This is a genomic window from Streptomyces sp. NPDC059828 (genome assembly GCF_042731955.1).
In the GTDB taxonomy this organism is placed as follows: Bacteria; Actinomycetota; Actinomycetes; order Streptomycetales; family Streptomycetaceae; genus Streptomyces.
On record NZ_JBHWIW010000005.1, the window covers coordinates 26,197 to 43,786 of the forward strand.

The window sequence follows — 17,590 nt, forward strand, 5'->3', positions numbered from 1 at the left end:
CGGGGGCGTTCAGCCGTGCTCAGTGGAAGGAGTGCTCCTCGGCGGGGAACGCCCCGCCGACCACATCGCCGGCGAAGGCCTTCGCCGCGTCGCCGAGTACCTGGCGCATGTCCGCGTACTGCTTGGTGAAGCGCGGCACCTTCCCGCCCGTCAGCCCGACCATGTCGGTCCACACGAGCACCTGCGCGTCCGTCTCGGGTCCCGCGCCGATCCCGATGGTCGGGATGTGCAGCGAACGGGTGACCTCGGCGGCCAGCTCGGCCGGTACGAGTTCGAGCACGAGGGCGAACGCGCCCGCGTCCTGGGCCGCCTTGGCGTCGCGCAGCAGTCGGTGTGCGGCCTCGTCGCTGCGGCCCTGGACCCGGTAGCCCATGGTGTTGACGGACTGCGGGGTGAGACCGAGGTGGGACATGACCGGGATGCCCGCCTGCACCAGCAGCTCGGTCTGGGGCAGCGAGCGCTCCCCGCCCTCCAGCTTCACGGCCCCCACGCCGGCCTCCTTGACCAGCCGGGTGGCGTTGCGCAGGGCCTGGACCGGGCCCTCCTGGTAGGAGCCGAAGGGCAGGTCGCCGACGATCAGGGCGCGCTTGGTGCCCCGTACGACGGCGGCGGACAGCAGGGTCATCTCGTCCATCGTGACGGGCACGGTGGTGTCGTAGCCGAGGTGGGTGTTGCCCATCGAGTCGCCGACGAGCATCACCGGGATACCGGCCTCGTCGAACACGGACGCGGTCATCGCGTCGTAGGCGGTGAGCATGGGCCACTTCTCCCCGCGCTGCTTGGCGGCGGCGATGTCGTGGACGGTGACGCGGCGAGTGCTCTTTCCGCCGTACAGCGCTTTGCTGTCGCTGCTGTCGGCGGACTGCTTCGGCGCAGCCTGAAGCGTCATGGTGATCGGCTCCTTCGTCATCTCGAGGCGCCCTTACGGCGTCCCCGGACCGCATCCATGGTGGCATCCCGGTGCCCGTCGCGGGAAGTGGTGCCGTTCACACTCCGGCGATGTTCCGCCATCCCGGTCGTTTTCTCCGATACGAGACGGTCTCGTATCGAAAACGGGAATCCCTGGATCATGTCCACACCCCCGGGGGCGCCACCCGCCCCGCCCCGTGTCCCGGAAGCCGTGCACCGGCGCCGCTGGGCCATCCTCGCCGTCCTCATGTTCAGCGTGCTCATCGTGGTGCTCGACCACTCGGTGCTGAACGTCGCGGTCAAGACCATCGCCACTCCTGCGCCCGTCGGCCTCGGTGCCACCCAGGGCGAGCTGGAGTGGGCCATCAACTCCTACACCCTGGTCTTCGCCGCCCTGCTGTTCACGGCGGGGCTCATCGGCGACCGTACGGGCCGCCGCAAGGCGCTGCTGTTCGGTATGGCCGTCTTCGGGGCCGGCTCCGCGCTCGCCGCGTTCTCCGCGTCGTCCTCCGAGCTCATCGCGTACCGCGCGGTGATGGGGGTCGGTGCGGCGTTCGTGATCCCCGCCACGCTCGCCATCCTGATGAACGTGTTCGAGCGGGACGAGCAGGCCAAGGCCATCGGCATCTGGGCGGGCGGGGTCGGCGTGTCGATCGCGCTCGGACCGCTCACCGGCGGGCTGCTGCTCGAACACTTCTGGTGGGGCTCGATCTTCCTGGTCAACGTGCCCGTGGTGCTCATCGGCTTCATCGCGATGGTGGTGCTGATCCCCGACTCCCGGGACCCCGCCCCCGGCAGGCTCGACCCGGTCGGGGTGCTGCTGTCGATCGTCGGTCTCGTGCTGCTGGTGTACGGGATCATCCGGGGCGGCGAGCTCGCCTCCCTGACCGACCAGGCGGTGCTGGTGCCGCTGCTCGGCGGGTTGGGTGTCCTGACGGTGTTCGTGATCTACGAGGTGCGCAGCGACCATCCGGCGCTCGACTTCTCGTACTTCAGGAACCCCGTGTTCTCCTCCGCGATCGCCGCGACCGCGCTGGGCTTCTTCGCGATGATGGGCGTGGCCTTCCTGTCCGTGTTCTATCTGCAGAGCGTGCGCGGCTACAGCCCGCTGGCTGCCGGACTGCTGCTGCTGCCGCTCGCCGTGGCGCAGTCGGCGTTCGCACCGCGCGCACGGCTGGCCATCGGCCGGTTCGGCGCCAAGGCGACCTGCACGGCGGGCATGCTGATGATCACCACCGGGCTGGCCGCGTTCGCCTTCTTCGACGGCTCCACACCGCTGTGGCTGATCGAGGCCGCCTTCTTCGTCCAGGGCGCGGGGATGGCCCATGTGATGCCCCCGGTGACGGTCGCGGTGATGCAGGCGCTGCCCCGGGAGAAGGCCGGGGTCGGTTCGGCGATCAGCAACACCTTCCGGCAGGTGGGCGGGGCGCTGGGGGTCGCGATGCTCGGCTCGCTGCTCTCGGCGGCGTACCGGGGCGGCATCGAGTCCACCCTCGCCAGGACGGCGGGTCTGCCGGACGGTGTCAGGGCGGCGGCGGGGGAGTCGATCGAGGCCACCATGGGGGCCGCGGCGAAGCTCGGTCCCGCCGGGAAGCTGCTGGTCGGTCCGGCGAACGAGGCCTTCCTCTTCGCCATGCACCTGACGGCTCTCGCGGCGGCCATGGCGACCGTCGTGGGCGCAGCGGTCGTGGCGATGCACCTGCCCGGACGGGTGAAGCCCGGGCCCGGCGACGCACTGTCCCCGGGGGAACCGGACGGAAGGCCCGCGGCCGGGGCGGTCAGGGGGTGAGCGCCGGGAGCGGAGGCCGTACCGCGGCCCGGGGGCGCCCCCGGAGCGAGGCCGCCCAGCGGGCGATCCGGGAGGCCGTGGTGGGGCTGCTCGAGGACGGCGTTCCGCTCGGCGAGATCTCCATCGAGCGCCTCGCCCGCACGGCCGGGGTCGGCAAGGCCACCATCTACCGCCGCTGGAGCGACAAGGAGGAGCTGTTCGTCGAGGTCCTCCGGGACATCGAGCCGTCGGAGCCCGACCTGCCGGGCACCTCCGCCCGGGACGACCTCGTGACGATGCTGGAGTCGGTACGGGTACGGGGCCTCGCCCACCGCTCGTCGGCGCTGCTGCACAACGTCCTGGCGCAGATGAAGAGCCATCCCAAGCTGTGGGCGGCTTACGTCGCGACCGTGATCGACCCCCGCCGGGTCACGGTCCTGGAGATCCTGCGGCGGGGGATCGCGGGCGGAGAGATCCGCGATGACGTCGATATCGACCTCATCAACGACCTCATCGTCGGCCCCATGCTGGTCAGGGCCGTGATGCGGCCCGACGCCCCGCTGCCGGGGGACTTGGCGGAGCGCATCGTCGGCGCGGTGCTGGACGGCCTGCGCCCGTCCCAGGCGTCCCAGGCGTCCGAGCCGTCCCGACCGCCCCGGCCATCCCGTTCGTCCCGGCTGTCACCGGTGAGCTGAGCGCAATATGCGCGTTCTGTCACAGCCGCAGCCCCGGCGCGCATAACCGGAACCCGCCGCGCCGCCCGGTCGTCCTCGTGACCGTACGACAGCAAGCCCTCCGCCATCCCCTAGGGTCGAGAGCGAGCGCGGACGGCACGGCTTGCAAGGCACGGCAGCAAGGCGCAGTAAGGCAGTGAGGACACGCATGCGGCAGGCATACATCACGGAGTCGGGGCACGACGCGGAGCAGGGTGGACGCTCCGGATCCCGCGTCCGGGCCGCGTTCGGCAGATGGCGCCACGATCCCGGGATCTGGCGCCGGGGCATGGTGCTCGCCGCGTTCTCCGTGCTGGTCGGACTGCTGATGATCTTCCACGCCCAGATCCCGAACCGGGTCGGCAACCTGGGCAGCCTGACCGAGACCTTCCTGCCCTGGTTCGGGCTGCTCGTGCCGGTGCTGCTCGTGCTCGCCCTGCTGCGGCGGTCCGCCACGGCGCTCATCGCCCTGCTGGTGCCCGTGGTGGTCTGGCTGAATCTCTTCGGCGGGCTGGTCACCGACAAGAGCGAGGGCGCCGGTGGTGGCGGGCTCACAGTCGCCACCCACAACGTGAACGCCGACAACTCCGACCCCGAGGGCACCGCCCGCCAGGTGGCCGAGTCCGGGGCCGAGGTCGTCGCCCTGGAGGAGCTGACGGCCGACGCCGTCCCGGCCTACGAGAAGGCGCTGGCGTCCGCGTACCCGCACCACTCGGTGGTGGGCACCGTCGGGCTGTGGAGCAAGTACCCCATGCGCGGGACCGGTGCCGTGGACATCCGGCTCGGCTGGGAGCGCGCGATGCGGTCCACGGTGGCGACCCCGTCCGGCGACGTCGCGGTGTACGTGGCCCATCTGCCGTCCGTACGGGTCAAGATGAACTCCGGATTCACCGCCAGCCAGCGGGACGAGAGCGCCGACGCGCTCGGAGCGGCGATCGCCCGCGACGAGGTGCCCAGGGTGGTGCTGCTCGGTGACCTCAACGGCACGATGAACGACCGCTCGCTGAACGCGGTCACCGCCCAGATGCGCTCCACGCAGGGCGCGGCGGGCGACGGCTTCGGCTTCAGCTGGCCGGCCTCGTTCCCGATGGCGCGGATCGACCAGATCATGGTGAAGGGCGTCGAGCCGGTGTCGTCCTGGACCCTGCCGCGCACCGCCAGCGATCACCTCCCGATCGCCGCGCGCGTCGCGTTCTGACCTCCGTACGCCGGACAGGGCCTGGACGGACAGGGGCTTCCCGCCTTCGCGGGAAGCCCCTGTCCGTTGCATCAGTGCGAGCTGGTCTCCCGCCACCGGTTGGTGATGGGCAGGCGCCGGTCCTTGCCGAAGCCCTTCGCCGAGATCTTGGTGCCCGGCGGGTACTGGCGGCGCTTGTACTCCGCCGTGTCGACCATCCGCAGGGTCCTGGTGACCAGCTCCTCGTCGTAGCCGGCCGCCACGATCGCGTCCTTGCCGCGGTCCCGGTCGACGTACAGCTCCAGGATCCGGTCCAGCACGTCGTAGTCCGGGAGGGAGTCGGTGTCGACCTGCCCGGGGCGCAGCTCGGCGCTCGGCGGCTTGACGATGGAGTTCTCCGGGATCGGCGGGGTCTGGCCGCGCTGTTCGGCCGCTTCGTTCCGCCACTTCGCGAGCCGGAAGACCGTCGTCTTGTAGACGTCCTTGATCGGACCGTAGGCGCCCACCGAGTCCCCGTACAGGGTCGAGTAGCCGACCGCCAGCTCGGACTTGTTGCCCGGAGCGAGGACGATGTGGCCCTCCTGGTTGGACACGGCCATCAGCATCGTGCCGCGCAGCCGCGACTGGAGGTTCTCCTCGGCGAGACCGGTGAGCCCGAGCGAGCCCATGTAGGCGTCGAACATCGGCTCGATCGGTACGGTGCGGAAGTTGAGCCCCGTACGGCGGGCCAGCTCGGCGGCGTCGCCCCTGGAGTGGTCCGACGAGTACCTGGACGGCATGGCGATGCCGTACACGTTCCGCGCGCCGACCGCGTCGCAGGCGATGGCGGCGACGAGAGCGGAGTCGATGCCGCCGGAAAGGCCCACCAGCACCGAGCGGAAACCGTTCTTGGCGACATAGGCGCGCAGGCCCACCACCAGTGCGGAGTAGATCTCCTCCGTGTCGTCGAGCCGGTCGGCGTATCCGCCCGTCAGCTCCGCCTCCCACGGCTCCAGCGGCTCGTCGGAGATCACGACCCGGTCGATGGCCAGCCCGTCGTCCACCGTGCCGGACGGGGCGTCGGCGGACGCGGCCGGGAGGTCCAGGTCCAGCAGCACACTGCCCTCGGCGAACTGCGGGGCACGGGCGATGACCTCGCCGTCCTTGTCGACCACGATCGAGTCGCCGTCGAAGACCAGCTCGTCCTGACCGCCGATCATCGCCAGATACGCGGTGGTGCAGCCGGCCTCCTGGGCGCGCTTGCGCACCAGTTCGAGGCGGGTGTCGTCCTTGTCCAGCTCGTAAGGCGAGGCGTTGATGGACAGGAGGAGCCCGGCCCGGGCGGAACGGGCGGCGGGCACCCGGCCGCCGTCCTGCCAGAGGTCCTCGCAGATGGCGAGGGCCACGTCGATCCCGTGGACCCGGATCACCGGCATCGTGTCGCCCGGCACGAAGTACCGGAACTCGTCGAAGACGCCGTAGTTGGGCAGATGGTGCTTGGCGTACGTCAGCACCACCCGGCCACCGTGCAGCACCGCCCCGGCGTTCTGCGGAGAGCCCGCAGGCTGACCGAACCGGGGCTGGGCCTTCTCGGATCGGTCCAGGTAGCCGACGATCACCGGCAGCTCCCCGAAGCCCTCGTCGGCGAGCCGCGCGGCGAGTGCGTGCAGGGCGGACCGCGACGCCTCGACGAAGGAGGATCGCAGGGCGAGGTCCTCGACGGGGTAACCGGTGAGCACCATCTCGGGGAAGGCGACGAGGTGCGCCCCCTGCTCGGCGGCGTGCCGGGTCCAGTGCACGATCGATTCGGCATTGCCGGCGAGGTCGCCGACGGTCGAGTCGATCTGATTCAGAGCGAGACGTAGTTGAGGCACGGGGACAGTGTAATCGTCTGACTGACGCAATGTCCCGGCCGGGGAGTGTGGGGCGCCCCACTACGGGCGCCCCGGACGGCCCGGGCGACGGGCGACGTCATCTGCCGCGCCGGCTGCGGCGGTCGCGGTAGGCGACCGTCGTCATCATCCCGGACTCCGCGTGGTAGATGTTGTGGCAGTGGAGCATCCACGCCCCCGGATTGTCCGCGTCGAAGTCCAGCACCAGCTTGTGGTGCGGCAGAACCGCGGCCGTGTCCTTGCGGGCACCGTGCGAGAGGACATCCGCCAGCGCGAAGGTGTGCCCGTGCAGATGCACCGGGTGCCACATGTCGGTGACGTTGATGACCACGAGGCGGACCCGCTCGCCGTACTCGATCCGGTGGATCGTGTCGGCATCGTAGGGCCTGTTGTCGAAGGCCCAGTCGTACTTCTCCATACCGCCGGTCAGCTTGAGCTTGATGAGCCGGTCCGGCTTGCCGCGCCGCGGCAGGGCGACGGACTCGTCCGGACGCAGTTTCGCCGACGACTCGAGCACGTTCCTGAACAGCTCGCTGGGCCGGGTGCGAGGCCCGGGCGGCGCCCCGCCGCCGGTGCGCAGCACGGCCATCGCCGAGCCGTGCTTGCCCTCGGCGAGCGCCGTGAGCGGGAAGACCCCGTCCTTCGCGGTGATCAGCACGTCATAGCGCTCGCCCATGCCCATGAGCAGGGCGTCGGTCTTGTAGGGGCGGACGGGGAAGCCGTCGGTGTGGGTGACGGTGAAGCGATGGCCGCCGAGCGCCACCCGGAAGGCGGTCTCGCCGCCCGCGTTGATGATCCGCAGCCGGATCCGGTCCCCGGGCTTGGCCTTGAACTGCGTGGGGAAGTCCGGAGTGCGTCCGTTGATCAGGTAGTAGGGATAGGCGATGTCGCCCGCGTGACCGAGGAGGCTGCTGTGCGCCCCCGTCATCACCCGCCGCGGGCCCTTGGGGCGGCGCCGCCCCGAAGGGTCGTCGTTCTTCGGGTCGTCGTCGGGGCGCGCCCCGCCCGCTCCCGCGCCCACGGGACCGGACGGCTTGGCCGCCCCGGGCCCGGAGCCCGATCCCGACCGGTTGCCGTCACGTGCGCCGCCGCCGTGGTGCCCGTATCCAGGGTCGTGCACCATCTTCTTGCCCTTGCTGAGCTGGAAGAAGACGTCGTCCGGGGTCGAGCCGCCGACGCCGTCGATCCAGTCGTCCAGCATGATGATCCACTCTCGGTCGTACGCGAGCGGCTCCCTCGGGTCGTCCACGATCAGCGGCGCGTACGTGCCGCGGTCGACCTGGACCCCCTGGTGCGGATGGAACCAGTACGTGCCGGGGTGCGGGACCTCGTAGCGGTACGAGAACGACTCGCCGGGTTCGATCGGCGGCTGGGTCACATTGGGCACGCCGTCCATGTCGTTGCGGATGGCGAGGCCGTGCCAGTGCACAGTGGTCGATTCCGGCAGATGGTTCTTGAGGGTGAGTGAGAGGGTGTCGCCCGCGGTGATGCGGACCACCCGTCCCGGCAGCTCGTCGTCGTACGTCCAGGTCTTGAAGGTGCGCCCGCCGCCCAGATCCACCGTGCTCGGCCTGGCCGTGAAGGTGAGCTGGCGGCTGTGCTTGCCGACGTGGTCGCCCTCACGGGTGTCACCCCGCTCGCGGTCGGGTGCCGCGGTACCCCTGGGGCCCGCTCCCTGGTCCGCGCTGTGGCCGCCGCGGTCCGGTCGTCCGGAGTCGCCGGAGCCGGAGTCCGAGCATGCGGCGAGCAGGCCGGATCCCGCGACGCCGAGTCCGGCGCCGAGCATGGCGCGACGAGTGGGGGAGGTCTGACCGGTGTGCTCCATGGGCATGACTGTGTGCACCTCGCTGGGGGTGAAGGCGTGAAAGGGGGTGCGTCTGCCACCGCGTCAGGACTGGACGGGACGGCCGGACGCGCTCATATCGGCAGCGGCGGTGGCCCGTACCCGGCCGTCCGTTGGTTCATCACACGACGCACATTAGCCGGATCGGACAAAAGACCCGAGTAAGGACCGGTCCGACACGACCTAACGTGGGCTGCTATGCCGTCAATGACCGGATCGTTCCCCGCGGCGTCATCCCTCGTGACAGGGTGGCCCGGTGAGCTTCGTACGGATAGGGGGCGTGCCCCACCACGTCGTCGTCGACGGCAGCGGACCGGTCTGTGTGCTGAGCGCCGGACTCGCCATGAGCTGGTTCGACTGGGACCCCGTGGTCCCGCTGCTCGCCCCGTACCGCACCGTCGTCCGCTTCGACCGCCCCGGCCACGGGCTCAGCGGACCCGCGCTCGTGCCACCCACCGCCGCCGGTGAGGCCCACCGCATCGCCGCCGTACTCCACGCACTCGGGCTCGACGGCCCCGCCACCGTCGTCGGGCACTCGATCGCCGGCTTCCACGCCGAGGCCTTCGCCCGCCTCCATCCCGAACGGACGGCCGGTGTGGTGCTGGTGGACTCCAGCATCGAGGAGGATGCCCGGGTGCCCGCGGCGCCGGCCGTCCGTACCGCACTCGCGCGCGGCGCCGGGACCGCGCTCTCCCTGCTGGGCGCGCCTGCCGCGCTGGGCCCGGTCACCCGGCGTCTCGCCGTGCGGCTGTCCCGTGCCGCGGGCGGCGACCCGGCTCCCGCCGCGCTCGTACGCCGCTGCTACGGGACCTCGCGGGTGCTGCAGGGCATCCTGAACGAGAACACCCACTACCGTGCGGTCGCGGCCGAACTCCTCGCCCTGCGTGAGCGTTTCCCGCTGCCGCAGGGGGTTCCCGTGACGGTGCTCGCCGCCTGTGACGGGCGCGGCGGTCCCGGTGGGCGGTTCACCGTGCGCTGGCTGGAGCGGCAGCGCGCACTGGCCCGCGGGCTCGGCGACGCACATTTCGAGGCCGTCGAACCCGCGGGTCATCTGGTGATGCTGGACCGGCCGGACGCGGTGGCGCGGGCGGTGCTGAGGATGGGCCTGCCCCGTCGGGCGTCTCAGGCCCGCGCGTAGATCTGCTCGACCCAGGCGGCGAGCTGGCCCTCCGGCAGATGCTGGGCCAGGTCGGCCTCGCTGATCATTCCGACCAGTCGTTTGTTCTCGATGACCGGCAGCCGGCGGATCCGGTGGTCCTGCATCTCGTGCAGCACCTCGTTCACATCCGCGTCCGCCTCGATCCAACGGGGCGTGCCCTTGGCCATGTCACCGGCGGTCACCCGTGCGGGGTCGTGGCCCATCGCGACACAGCCGATGACGATGTCGCGGTCCGTGAGGATGCCGCAGAGCCGTTCGTCGTTGTCGGCGATGGGGAGTGCGCCCACATTCAGTTCACGCATCAACTGCGCGGCCCGGTCGAGCGTCTCGTGTGCGGGGATCCACTGCGCCCCGGGATGCATGATGTCCTTGGCGGTGGTCATGGGGTGCGTACCTCCTGCCTGCTGAGTGCGGCTTCATACGGCGACCCGAACCCGTTCTCGACCTTACCGCCGACGGCGGCGAGGCGCCCCGTGGACCATGGGACCCCTCGCCGCCGCGGCAGGTCGCCGGTCAGGACCGGGGCGCCGCGCCCCGCTCCTTCAGCATGTCGGCCATCAGATTCAGCTCCGACTGCTGGGCGTCGACCATTCCCTGCGCGAGGGACTTCTCCGGTGCCACCGTGCACAGCCCGGCACAGCCCTGCGCCATGGCGACCCCGCCCTTGTGGTGGTCGGTCATCAGCTGGAGGTAGAGGATCTCCGCCTGCCGGCCCTTGGCCGTGGCGAGCCGGTCCAGCTCGGCCTGGGTGGCCATGCCGGGCATCAGCGAGCCGTCGCCGGTCTCGTGCCCGGCCTGGTCGCCCTCACCTGTGTGACCGTCGTGACCGGCGTGCTCCGACGGCTTCACCGACTTCATCCAGGCCATCGGCCCGATCCCGGACCCGACCTTCGGCAGCCCCCACAGGTCCAGCCAGCCGAGCAGCATTCCGCGCTGGTTGGCCTGGGTGTTGGCGATGTCGTACGCGAGCCTGCGCACGTCCGCGTCCTCAGTGCGGTCGCGGACGATGAAGGACATCTCCACCGCCTGCTGGTGATGGACCGCCATGTCACGGGCGAAGCCCGCGTCCGCCGAGTCCCCGCCCGGGGCGCCGGCGGCCGTCGTGCGCCTGTCCCCGCCGGCCGACGCGACCGTGGCGGCTCCCGCGAACAGCAGAGCCAGGACCACGGCCGTGATCGCCACCCAGTGGGTACGCGTCAGCCGGACGGTCACGAGCTCAGTCCGCCCGTGCAGGCGGCACCCGGCTCAGGGGTCTGGGGGCCCTGGACGTACTTGCTGAAGAAGGCGTCCACCCGGGGGTCGTCCGCGCCGTCGACCGTGACCTGCTTGCCCCAGGCGCTCAGCATGATGGCCCCGGACTGGTCCTGCACCGGACTCATCAGGGAGTACGAGGTCTTGCCGACCTTCTCCTTCAGCTTCTGCACATCGGCGGCCGGGGCCTTGTCGTTGTAGGTGACCCACACCGCCCCGTGCTCGAGCGAGTGCACCGCGTTGACCTCGGGGACCGGCTTGTCGTAGACGTTGCGGTCGCAGTTCATCCAGGCCCGGTCGTGGTTACCGCCGACCGGCGGCTTCATCGGGTACTTCACCGTCGTGGCGACGTGGTCGCGGCCCAGCTTCTTGGCGTCCCAGGACTTCTCGTCCGTGATCGGCGCGCTGGCGGCGGCCTCCGCCTGCTCCTTCTTGTCGGACTCCTTGTTCAGCACATAGATGCCGAAGCCGACGAGTCCGGCGACCACGAGGCCGCTGACACTGATCGTGATGATGCGGCTGCGGCGCTCGCGCGACTGCTCGGCACGGCGCATCTGCTCTATGCGGGCGCGGCGGTCGTTGGTGCTGTTGCTGGCGGCCATGACGTGTCCTTCTCAAAGTGGGGTGGGAAGAGGGTGGTGGCGCGGAGATGCGGCGCGCCCGGAGAGGACTCAGGTCCGCTGCACCTGAAGGACATGGAGATCGGGGGCACGGGGGAGCACCCCGGTGTGCGCCAGCCGGCCGGTGCCGGGGACCGTGGCGGGCACGGGACGGTCCCCGACCTCGTCGGCGGGACCGTCGAGCGGGGGAGCCGTGAGGACGGCGGGGGAGAGATGGCCGAACATGCCGCAGTCGCCGCGGTCGTAAGGACAGTCGGCCTTCGCGTCCGTGCCGGTACCGGCCGTGGTGTGCACGGCGACCGTGATCCCCGGTGGCGGCGTGTGGTCCGTTCGGGCGTCCGCGAGCATCCCGATACAGACGAAGAGCGCGGCGAGGAGCGTCGCCATGGCGCTCCCCAGTGCCATGGGACGCACGATGTGTGCGATGCGATGGTGCCGCGGGCCCCCCATGGGGGCAGATGGTAACGACGATGACGTGCCCAGGGTGATACGGGGTGCGTAATCTGGGCGAAACCCCGGGTCGCGATACTGAAGCCCCTCGCCCCAGCCCTGGCGGTGGTGCACAAGCCGTCTGAACTGCAAGGATGTGGTCATGGACAAGCAGCAGGAATTCGTGCTCCGTACGCTCGAGGAACGCGACATCCGGTTCGTACGGCTGTGGTTCACCGATGTGCTCGGCTTCCTGAAGTCGGTGGCGGTGGCCCCGGCAGAGCTTGAACAGGCATTCGACGAGGGCATCGGCTTCGACGGGTCCGCGATCGAGGGCTTCGCCCGGGTGTACGAGTCCGACATGATCGCCAAGCCGGATCCCGGTACTTTCCAGATCCTGCCCTGGCGCGCGGAGGCCCCCGGCACCGCCCGGATGTTCTGCGACATCCTCATGCCCGACGGCTCACCGTCCTTCGCCGACCCGCGCTACGTCCTCAAGCGGATCCTGGCCAAGACCTCCGACCTGGGGTTCACCTTCTACACCCATCCCGAGATCGAGTTCTTCCTGCTGAAGGACCGGCCGCTGGACGGCACCCGCCCCACCCCCGCCGACAACTCCGGTTACTTCGACCACACCCCGCAGAACGTCGGGATGGACTTCCGCCGCCAGGCCATCACCATGCTCGAATCCATGGGGATCTCCGTGGAGTTCAGCCACCACGAGGGCGCGCCCGGTCAGCAGGAGATCGACCTGCGCTACGCGGACGCGCTGTCCACCGCGGACAACATCATGACGTTCCGCCTGGTGATGAAGCAGGTGGCGCTGGAGCAGGGCGTCCAGGCCACCTTCATGCCGAAGCCCTTCTCCGAGCACCCCGGCTCCGGGATGCACACCCACCTGTCGCTCTTCGAAGGCGACCGCAACGCGTTCTACGAGTCCGGCGCGGAGTACCAGCTCTCCAAGGTGGGCCGTTCCTTCATCGCCGGTCTGCTGCGGCACGCCGCGGAGATCTCCGCGGTCACCAACCAGTGGGTCAACTCCTACAAGCGCATCTGGGGCGGCTCGGCCCGCACCGCGGGCTCGGGCGGTGAGGCCCCCTCGTACATCTGCTGGGGCCACAACAACCGCTCCGCCCTGATCCGCGTCCCCATGTACAAGCCCGGCAAGACCGGTTCCTCCCGCATCGAGGTCCGCTCCCTCGACTCCGGCGCCAACCCCTACCTCGCCTACGCGCTCCTGCTCGCGGCCGGCCTCAAGGGCATCGAGGAGGGCTACGAGCTCCCCGCGGGCGCCGACGACGACGTCTGGGCGCTGTCGGACGCGGAGCGCCGGGCGATGGGGATCGAGCCGCTGCCGCAGAACCTGGGCGAGGCGATCGCACTGATGGAGCGCAGCGAGCTGGTGGCGGAGACGCTGGGCGAGCACGTCTTCGACTTCTTCCTGCGGAACAAGAAGCAGGAGTGGGAGGAGTACCGCTCCGAGGTCACCGCGTTCGAGCTCCGCAAGAACCTGCCGGTCCTGTAGCCGCTTCCGCGGTGTGCCTTGGCCGGACCGGAAGTCCCGGCCGGTCCGGGTCCCCCCGACAAGGTCACCGGTCAGGGGGATCCTGAGAGCGGACACCCCGGCCCGCCGTGCGGGGTGTGGCACACCGCGGACCCGCGCGGTCCGACCCGCGAGGCTCCACGAGGTGCGGCACACCGGGAACCTGCCTGCGCAGGGGGCTACGCTCGGGGGCGGGCTTGATCGGACGGAGGCGGCGGGATGACGGTGCCGGGGCGCAGGAGCAGCACGTTCACCCGCTTGCTGCGGCACGGATTCACCCACCCCGCGGCCGCCGAGAGGTTCCTGGAGCTGCCGGAGATGGCGCCGGTGCGCGCCGACTCCGTGCTGCTCGACGCCCTAGGTGTCACCGCCGACCCCGATCTCGCGCTGCTCGGGCTGGTGCGGCTGGTGGAGGCGCAGAAGACGGCGGACGGCGAGCCTGACGAGCGGCAGGTGCTGCTGGACACCCTGATCTCCGCGAAACCCCTGCGGGACCGCCTCCTCGGGGTGCTGGGCGCTTCGGAGGCGCTCGGGGACCACCTGGCCCGGCACCCTCAGGACTGGCACGCGCTGGAAACGTATGAGGCGGCGGATCTGCACCCCGGTGTGGCGGAGTTCGAGCACGGGCTCGCCGAGGCCACCGACCCGGTGTCGCTGCGGGTCGCGTACCGGCGCTGTCTGCTGTCGATAGCGGCCCGCGACGTGTGCGGGACCACGGATGTCGCCCAGACCGCCGCCGAGCTCGCCGATCTGGCCACCGCGACCCTGCGCGCGGCGCTGGCGATCGCCCGCGCCGCCGCGCCCGAGGACGCTGCGATGTGCCGGCTCGCGGTGATCGCGATGGGCAAGTGCGGCGGCCATGAGCTGAACTACGTCTCCGACGTCGACGTGATCTTCGTCGGGGAACCGGCCGAAGGTGCCGACGAGGCGGCGGCGATCAAGGCCGCGACGCGGCTTGCCTCGCACCTCATGCGGATCTGCTCGGAGACCACCGTCGAGGGCGCCATCTGGCCCGTGGACGCCAATCTGCGCCCGGAGGGCCGCAACGGCCCGCTGGTGCGCACGCTCTCCAGCCATCTCGCGTACTACCAGCGCTGGGCGAAGACCTGGGAGTTCCAGGCCCTGCTCAAGGCACGGCCGGTGGCAGGTGACCTCGAGCTGGGCGCCGACTACATGGAGGCCGTGTCGCCGCTCGTCTGGCAGGCCGCCGAGCGCGAGAACTTCGTGTCCGACGTGCAGAGCATGCGCCGCCGGGTCGTCGACAACATCCCCGCCGCCCAGATAGACCGGGAGCTGAAGCTGGGGCCCGGGGGCCTGCGGGACGTCGAGTTCGCCGTCCAGCTGCTCCAGCTCGTGCACGGCCGCAGTGATGCCTCGCTGCGTGGTGGCAGCACCCTCGGCGCGCTGGACGCCCTCGCGTCGGGCGGGTACGTGGGGCGCGCCGACGCCGCCCAGCTCGGCGAGGCGTACCGCTTCCTGCGGGCCATGGAGCACCGTATCCAGCTGTACCGGCTGCGCCGTACGCATCTCGTGCCGGAGGACGAGGGCGACCAGCGCAGGCTGGGGCGTTCGCTGGGGCTGCGCGCCGATCCGGTCGTCGAGCTCAACAAGGAGTGGCGGCGCCATGCGTCGGTGGTGCGGCGGCTGCACGAGAAGCTCTTCTACCGCCCGCTGCTCGACGCGGTGGCCCAGCTCGCGCCCGGCGAGACCCGGCTCAGCACCGCCGCTGCCCGGCAGCGCCTCGAGGCGCTCGGCTACGCCGACCCGGCCGCCGCGCTGCGTCATCTGGAGGCGCTGACCTCGGGCATGACCCGTAAGGCGGCGATCCAGCGGACCCTGCTGCCGGTGCTGCTGGGCTGGTTCGCGGACTCGGCCGATCCGGACGCGGGGCTGCTGGGCTTCCGCCAGGTGTCCGACGCGCTCGGTAAGACCCCCTGGTACCTGCGGCTGCTGCGGGATGAGGGTGCTGCGGCTGAGAACCTCGCCAGGGTGCTGTCGGCGGGCCGGCTGGCGCCCGATCTGCTGCTGCGGGCCCCGGAGGCGGTGGCGCTGCTCGGGGACCCCGAAGGGCTGAGGTCACGTGACCGCGACCATCTGGAGCAGGAGGTGCTGGCCGCGGTGGGCCGGGCGGACGGCGCCGAGGCGGCGGTCGCGGCGGCCCGCGGGGTGCGGCGACGCGAGCTGTTCCGTACCACCGCCGCCGACCTGATCGGCTCGTACGGGACGGAGGACAATCCGGCCGAGCAGGACCCGGGCGCACTGGTCGACCGGGTGGGCAGCGCGGTCACCGACCTCAACGCGGCGACGATCGCGGGCGCCTTGCGCGCCGTCGTACGCGCGCAGTGGGGCGACACCCTGCCCACCCGCTTCGCGGTGATCGGCATGGGCCGCTTCGGCGGGCAAGAACTGGGCTACGGCTCCGACGCGGACGTGCTATTCGTGCACGAGCCGCGCGAGGGCGTGGAGGAGCCGGAGGCGGCCAGGGCCGCCAACGCCGTCGTCGCCGAGATGCGCCGGCTGCTCCAGGTCCCCACGTCGGACCCGCCGCTGCTGATCGACGCCGATCTGCGCCCGGAAGGCAAGAACGGGCCCCTGGTGCGCACCCTCGCCTCGTACGCCGCGTATTACCGGCGCTGGTCCCTGGTGTGGGAGAGCCAGGCCCTGCTGAGGGCGGTGCCGATGGCGGGCGACGCGGAGCTGGGCGCGCGGTTCATCGAGCTGATCGACCCGCTGCGCTATCCGATGGAGGGCCTCGGTGACGACGCCGTCCGTGAGATCCGCAGGCTCAAGGCCCGGATGGAGAACGAACGCCTGCCGCGCGGCGCCGACCCCGCCCTGCACACCAAACTGGGCCGCGGCGGCCTCAGCGACGTCGAGTGGACCGTGCAGCTCCTCCAGATGCGCCACGCCTGGTCCGAACCCGGCCTGCGCACCCCCCGCACCCGCGAGGCCCTCGCCGCAGCGCACGCCGCCGGCCTGCTGTCCACGGAGTACGCCCAGATCCTCGACGAAGCCTGGGTGCTCGCCACCCGGGTACGCAACGGCGTCATGCTGGTACGCGGCAGGCCCGGCGACACCTTCCCGTCCGACGGACGCGAACTGGCCGCGGTGGGACGGTATCTGGGCTACGGCCCGGGGCACGTGGGCGAGATGCTCGACGACTACCGCAGGGCCACGCGACGGGCCAGGGCGGTGGTGGAGGAGCTGTTCTACGGCGCCTGATCCCCGTACGGGCGGCGTGTGGCCCCGGACCGGCCCCGGGCGCCGCCCGCTCGCGTGGTTCCCCCGTCCCTTCGGGTGCTGCCCCGCCGTCGGCTCAGCGCTGTGCCGGGCTCAGCTCGGGCTTGGGGATGACCGGCTCCAGGCGTTCGTGTCGCGCGACCTGCTTCGGTAGCCGGTGCGGCAGGGCTCCGTGCCAGCCGTGGCTCACTCCGTAGCCGAAGGCCAGACAGAGCATGCCGCCGACCGCGTCCAGCCAGAAGTGGTTGGCGGTGGCGACGATCACGACGAGGGTGAGGGTCGGGTACAGCAGGCCCAGGATCCTTGCCCATGGCGCCGACGCCAGCGCGAAGATGATCAGTCCGCACCACAGCGACCAGCCGATGTGCATCGACGGCATGGCCGCGTACTGGTTCGACATGTGCTTCAGATTTCCGGAGGCCATCGAGCCCCAGGTGTGGTGCACCAGCACCGTGTCGACGAAGTCCTGGCCGTTCATCAACCGGGGCGGGGCGAGAGGGTAGAGGTAGTACCCGACGAGCGCGACGCCGGTGGTGGCGAAGAGCACGAGCCGGGCGGAGGCATAGCGGCCGGGGTGCCAGCGGTAGAGCCAGACGAGGACTCCGATGGTGACCAGGAAATGCAGGGTGGCGTAGTAGTAGTTCATGGTCACGATCAGCCAAGTCACCGAGTTCACGGCGTGGTTGATCGTCTGCTCGACCGCTATGCCAAGGGTCTTCTCGGTTTCCCAGATCCAGTCGGCGTTCTGCAGGGCCTGCGCCTTCTGCTCGGGCACCGCGTTGCGGACCAGGGAGTAGGTCCAGTAGCTGACCGCGATGAGCAGGATCTCGAACCAGATCCGGGGCCGCCGCGGAGCCCGCACACGGCGCCAGCGTCCGCGCCCGCGACCCGGGCCTCGGTCAGGTTCATGATCGCTATCCGGAGCCGGAGATTCCGCGGTCACCATGGGTGACGAGGTGGCCGCCAGCCCTTCAAGAGTTTCTACGGTCGCTTCACCCATAGGGGCAGAGTTTGCCAGATGGCCGGGCGGGCTTCGATCATCCCCCGGTCGGGGATCGAACGGGCCC

Annotated in this window: 14 protein-coding genes; 6 read left to right on the top strand and 8 right to left on the bottom strand. The window is 70.9% G+C overall.

Going from position 1 to position 17,590, the window contains the following annotated elements; all coding sequences use genetic code 11:
* Positions 1 to 19: 19 nt before the first annotated feature.
* A complete protein-coding gene (gene panB / locus ACFV6V_RS04485; RefSeq protein WP_385558964.1) occupies positions 20 to 889 on the bottom strand; it encodes a 3-methyl-2-oxobutanoate hydroxymethyltransferase in 870 nt (289 codons plus the stop codon).
* A 180-nt stretch (positions 890 to 1,069) separates the two neighbouring features.
* Between panB and ACFV6V_RS04490 the strand changes: the two genes are divergently transcribed.
* From ACFV6V_RS04490 to ACFV6V_RS04500, 3 genes are all read left to right on the top strand, one after another.
* Positions 1,070 to 2,698 carry a DHA2 family efflux MFS transporter permease subunit gene (locus ACFV6V_RS04490; RefSeq protein ID WP_385558966.1) on the top strand — a complete coding sequence of 543 codons (1,629 nt, stop codon included), beginning with the start codon at positions 1,070 to 1,072 and terminating at the stop codon, positions 2,696 to 2,698.
* Positions 2,695 to 3,372, top strand: a complete 678-nt coding sequence (locus ACFV6V_RS04495; RefSeq protein ID WP_385558968.1) for a TetR/AcrR family transcriptional regulator — start codon at positions 2,695 to 2,697, stop codon at positions 3,370 to 3,372. Before ACFV6V_RS04490 ends, ACFV6V_RS04495 begins: the two co-directional genes overlap by 4 nt.
* A gap of 307 nt (positions 3,373 to 3,679) precedes the next feature.
* The gene (locus ACFV6V_RS04500; protein WP_385559344.1) at positions 3,680 to 4,588 is read left to right on the top strand and encodes an endonuclease/exonuclease/phosphatase family protein; all 909 of its coding nucleotides are present in this window, start codon (positions 3,680 to 3,682) and stop codon (positions 4,586 to 4,588) included.
* A 71-nt stretch (positions 4,589 to 4,659) separates the two neighbouring features.
* On the opposite strand, the gene ACFV6V_RS04505 is transcribed toward ACFV6V_RS04500, so the two are convergent.
* Positions 4,660 to 6,420: an NAD+ synthase gene (locus ACFV6V_RS04505; RefSeq protein WP_385558971.1), complete on the bottom strand. Its 1,761-nt coding sequence runs from the start codon at positions 6,418 to 6,420 to the stop codon at positions 4,660 to 4,662.
* 97 nt (positions 6,421 to 6,517) lie between these two features.
* Positions 6,518 to 8,263 (bottom strand): multicopper oxidase family protein, encoded by a 1,746-nt coding sequence (locus ACFV6V_RS04510; RefSeq protein ID WP_385558974.1) that lies wholly within the window; start codon positions 8,261 to 8,263, stop codon positions 6,518 to 6,520.
* Positions 8,264 to 8,537: 274 nt separating this feature from the next.
* Here ACFV6V_RS04510 and ACFV6V_RS04515 point away from each other — a divergent pair, with 274 nt between their 5' ends.
* On the top strand, positions 8,538 to 9,419 hold the full coding sequence (locus ACFV6V_RS04515; protein ID WP_385558977.1) for an alpha/beta fold hydrolase: 882 nt from the start codon (positions 8,538 to 8,540) through the stop codon (positions 9,417 to 9,419).
* Here ACFV6V_RS04515 and ACFV6V_RS04520 read toward each other — a convergent pair.
* The 4 genes from ACFV6V_RS04520 to ACFV6V_RS04535 all read right to left on the bottom strand — a co-directional run bounded on the left by ACFV6V_RS04520 (position 9,404) and on the right by ACFV6V_RS04535 (position 11,716).
* Positions 9,404 to 9,823, bottom strand: a complete 420-nt coding sequence (locus ACFV6V_RS04520) for a CBS domain-containing protein (protein ID WP_385558980.1) — start codon at positions 9,821 to 9,823, stop codon at positions 9,404 to 9,406. The two genes, ACFV6V_RS04515 and ACFV6V_RS04520, sit on opposite strands and share 16 nt — an antisense overlap.
* A 130-nt stretch (positions 9,824 to 9,953) precedes the next feature.
* Positions 9,954 to 10,652, bottom strand: coding sequence for a DUF305 domain-containing protein (locus ACFV6V_RS04525; RefSeq protein WP_385558983.1), 699 nt, complete (start codon positions 10,650 to 10,652; stop codon positions 9,954 to 9,956).
* Complete coding sequence (locus tag ACFV6V_RS04530) at positions 10,649 to 11,293, bottom strand: DUF3105 domain-containing protein (RefSeq protein WP_385558985.1); 645 nt, start codon at positions 11,291 to 11,293, stop codon at positions 10,649 to 10,651. The genes ACFV6V_RS04525 and ACFV6V_RS04530 overlap by 4 nt, the downstream gene beginning before the upstream one ends.
* Before the next feature lie 69 nt (positions 11,294 to 11,362).
* A complete protein-coding gene (locus ACFV6V_RS04535) occupies positions 11,363 to 11,716 on the bottom strand; it encodes a hypothetical protein (protein WP_385558987.1) in 354 nt (117 codons plus the stop codon).
* A gap of 187 nt (positions 11,717 to 11,903) precedes the next feature.
* Between ACFV6V_RS04535 and glnA the strand changes: the two genes are divergently transcribed.
* Both glnA and ACFV6V_RS04545 read left to right on the top strand, forming a co-directional pair.
* Positions 11,904 to 13,265: a type I glutamate--ammonia ligase gene (glnA, locus tag ACFV6V_RS04540; protein ID WP_361289024.1), complete on the top strand. Its 1,362-nt coding sequence runs from the start codon at positions 11,904 to 11,906 to the stop codon at positions 13,263 to 13,265.
* A 237-nt stretch (positions 13,266 to 13,502) separates the two neighbouring features.
* Complete coding sequence (locus ACFV6V_RS04545; protein ID WP_385558989.1) at positions 13,503 to 16,505, top strand: bifunctional [glutamine synthetase] adenylyltransferase/[glutamine synthetase]-adenylyl-L-tyrosine phosphorylase; 3,003 nt, start codon at positions 13,503 to 13,505, stop codon at positions 16,503 to 16,505.
* 94 nt (positions 16,506 to 16,599) lie between these two features.
* On the opposite strand, the gene ACFV6V_RS04550 is transcribed toward ACFV6V_RS04545, so the two are convergent.
* The gene (locus tag ACFV6V_RS04550) at positions 16,600 to 17,523 is read right to left on the bottom strand and encodes a phosphatase PAP2 family protein (protein ID WP_385558992.1); all 924 of its coding nucleotides are present in this window, start codon (positions 17,521 to 17,523) and stop codon (positions 16,600 to 16,602) included.
* Positions 17,524 to 17,590: the final 67 nt, after the last annotated feature.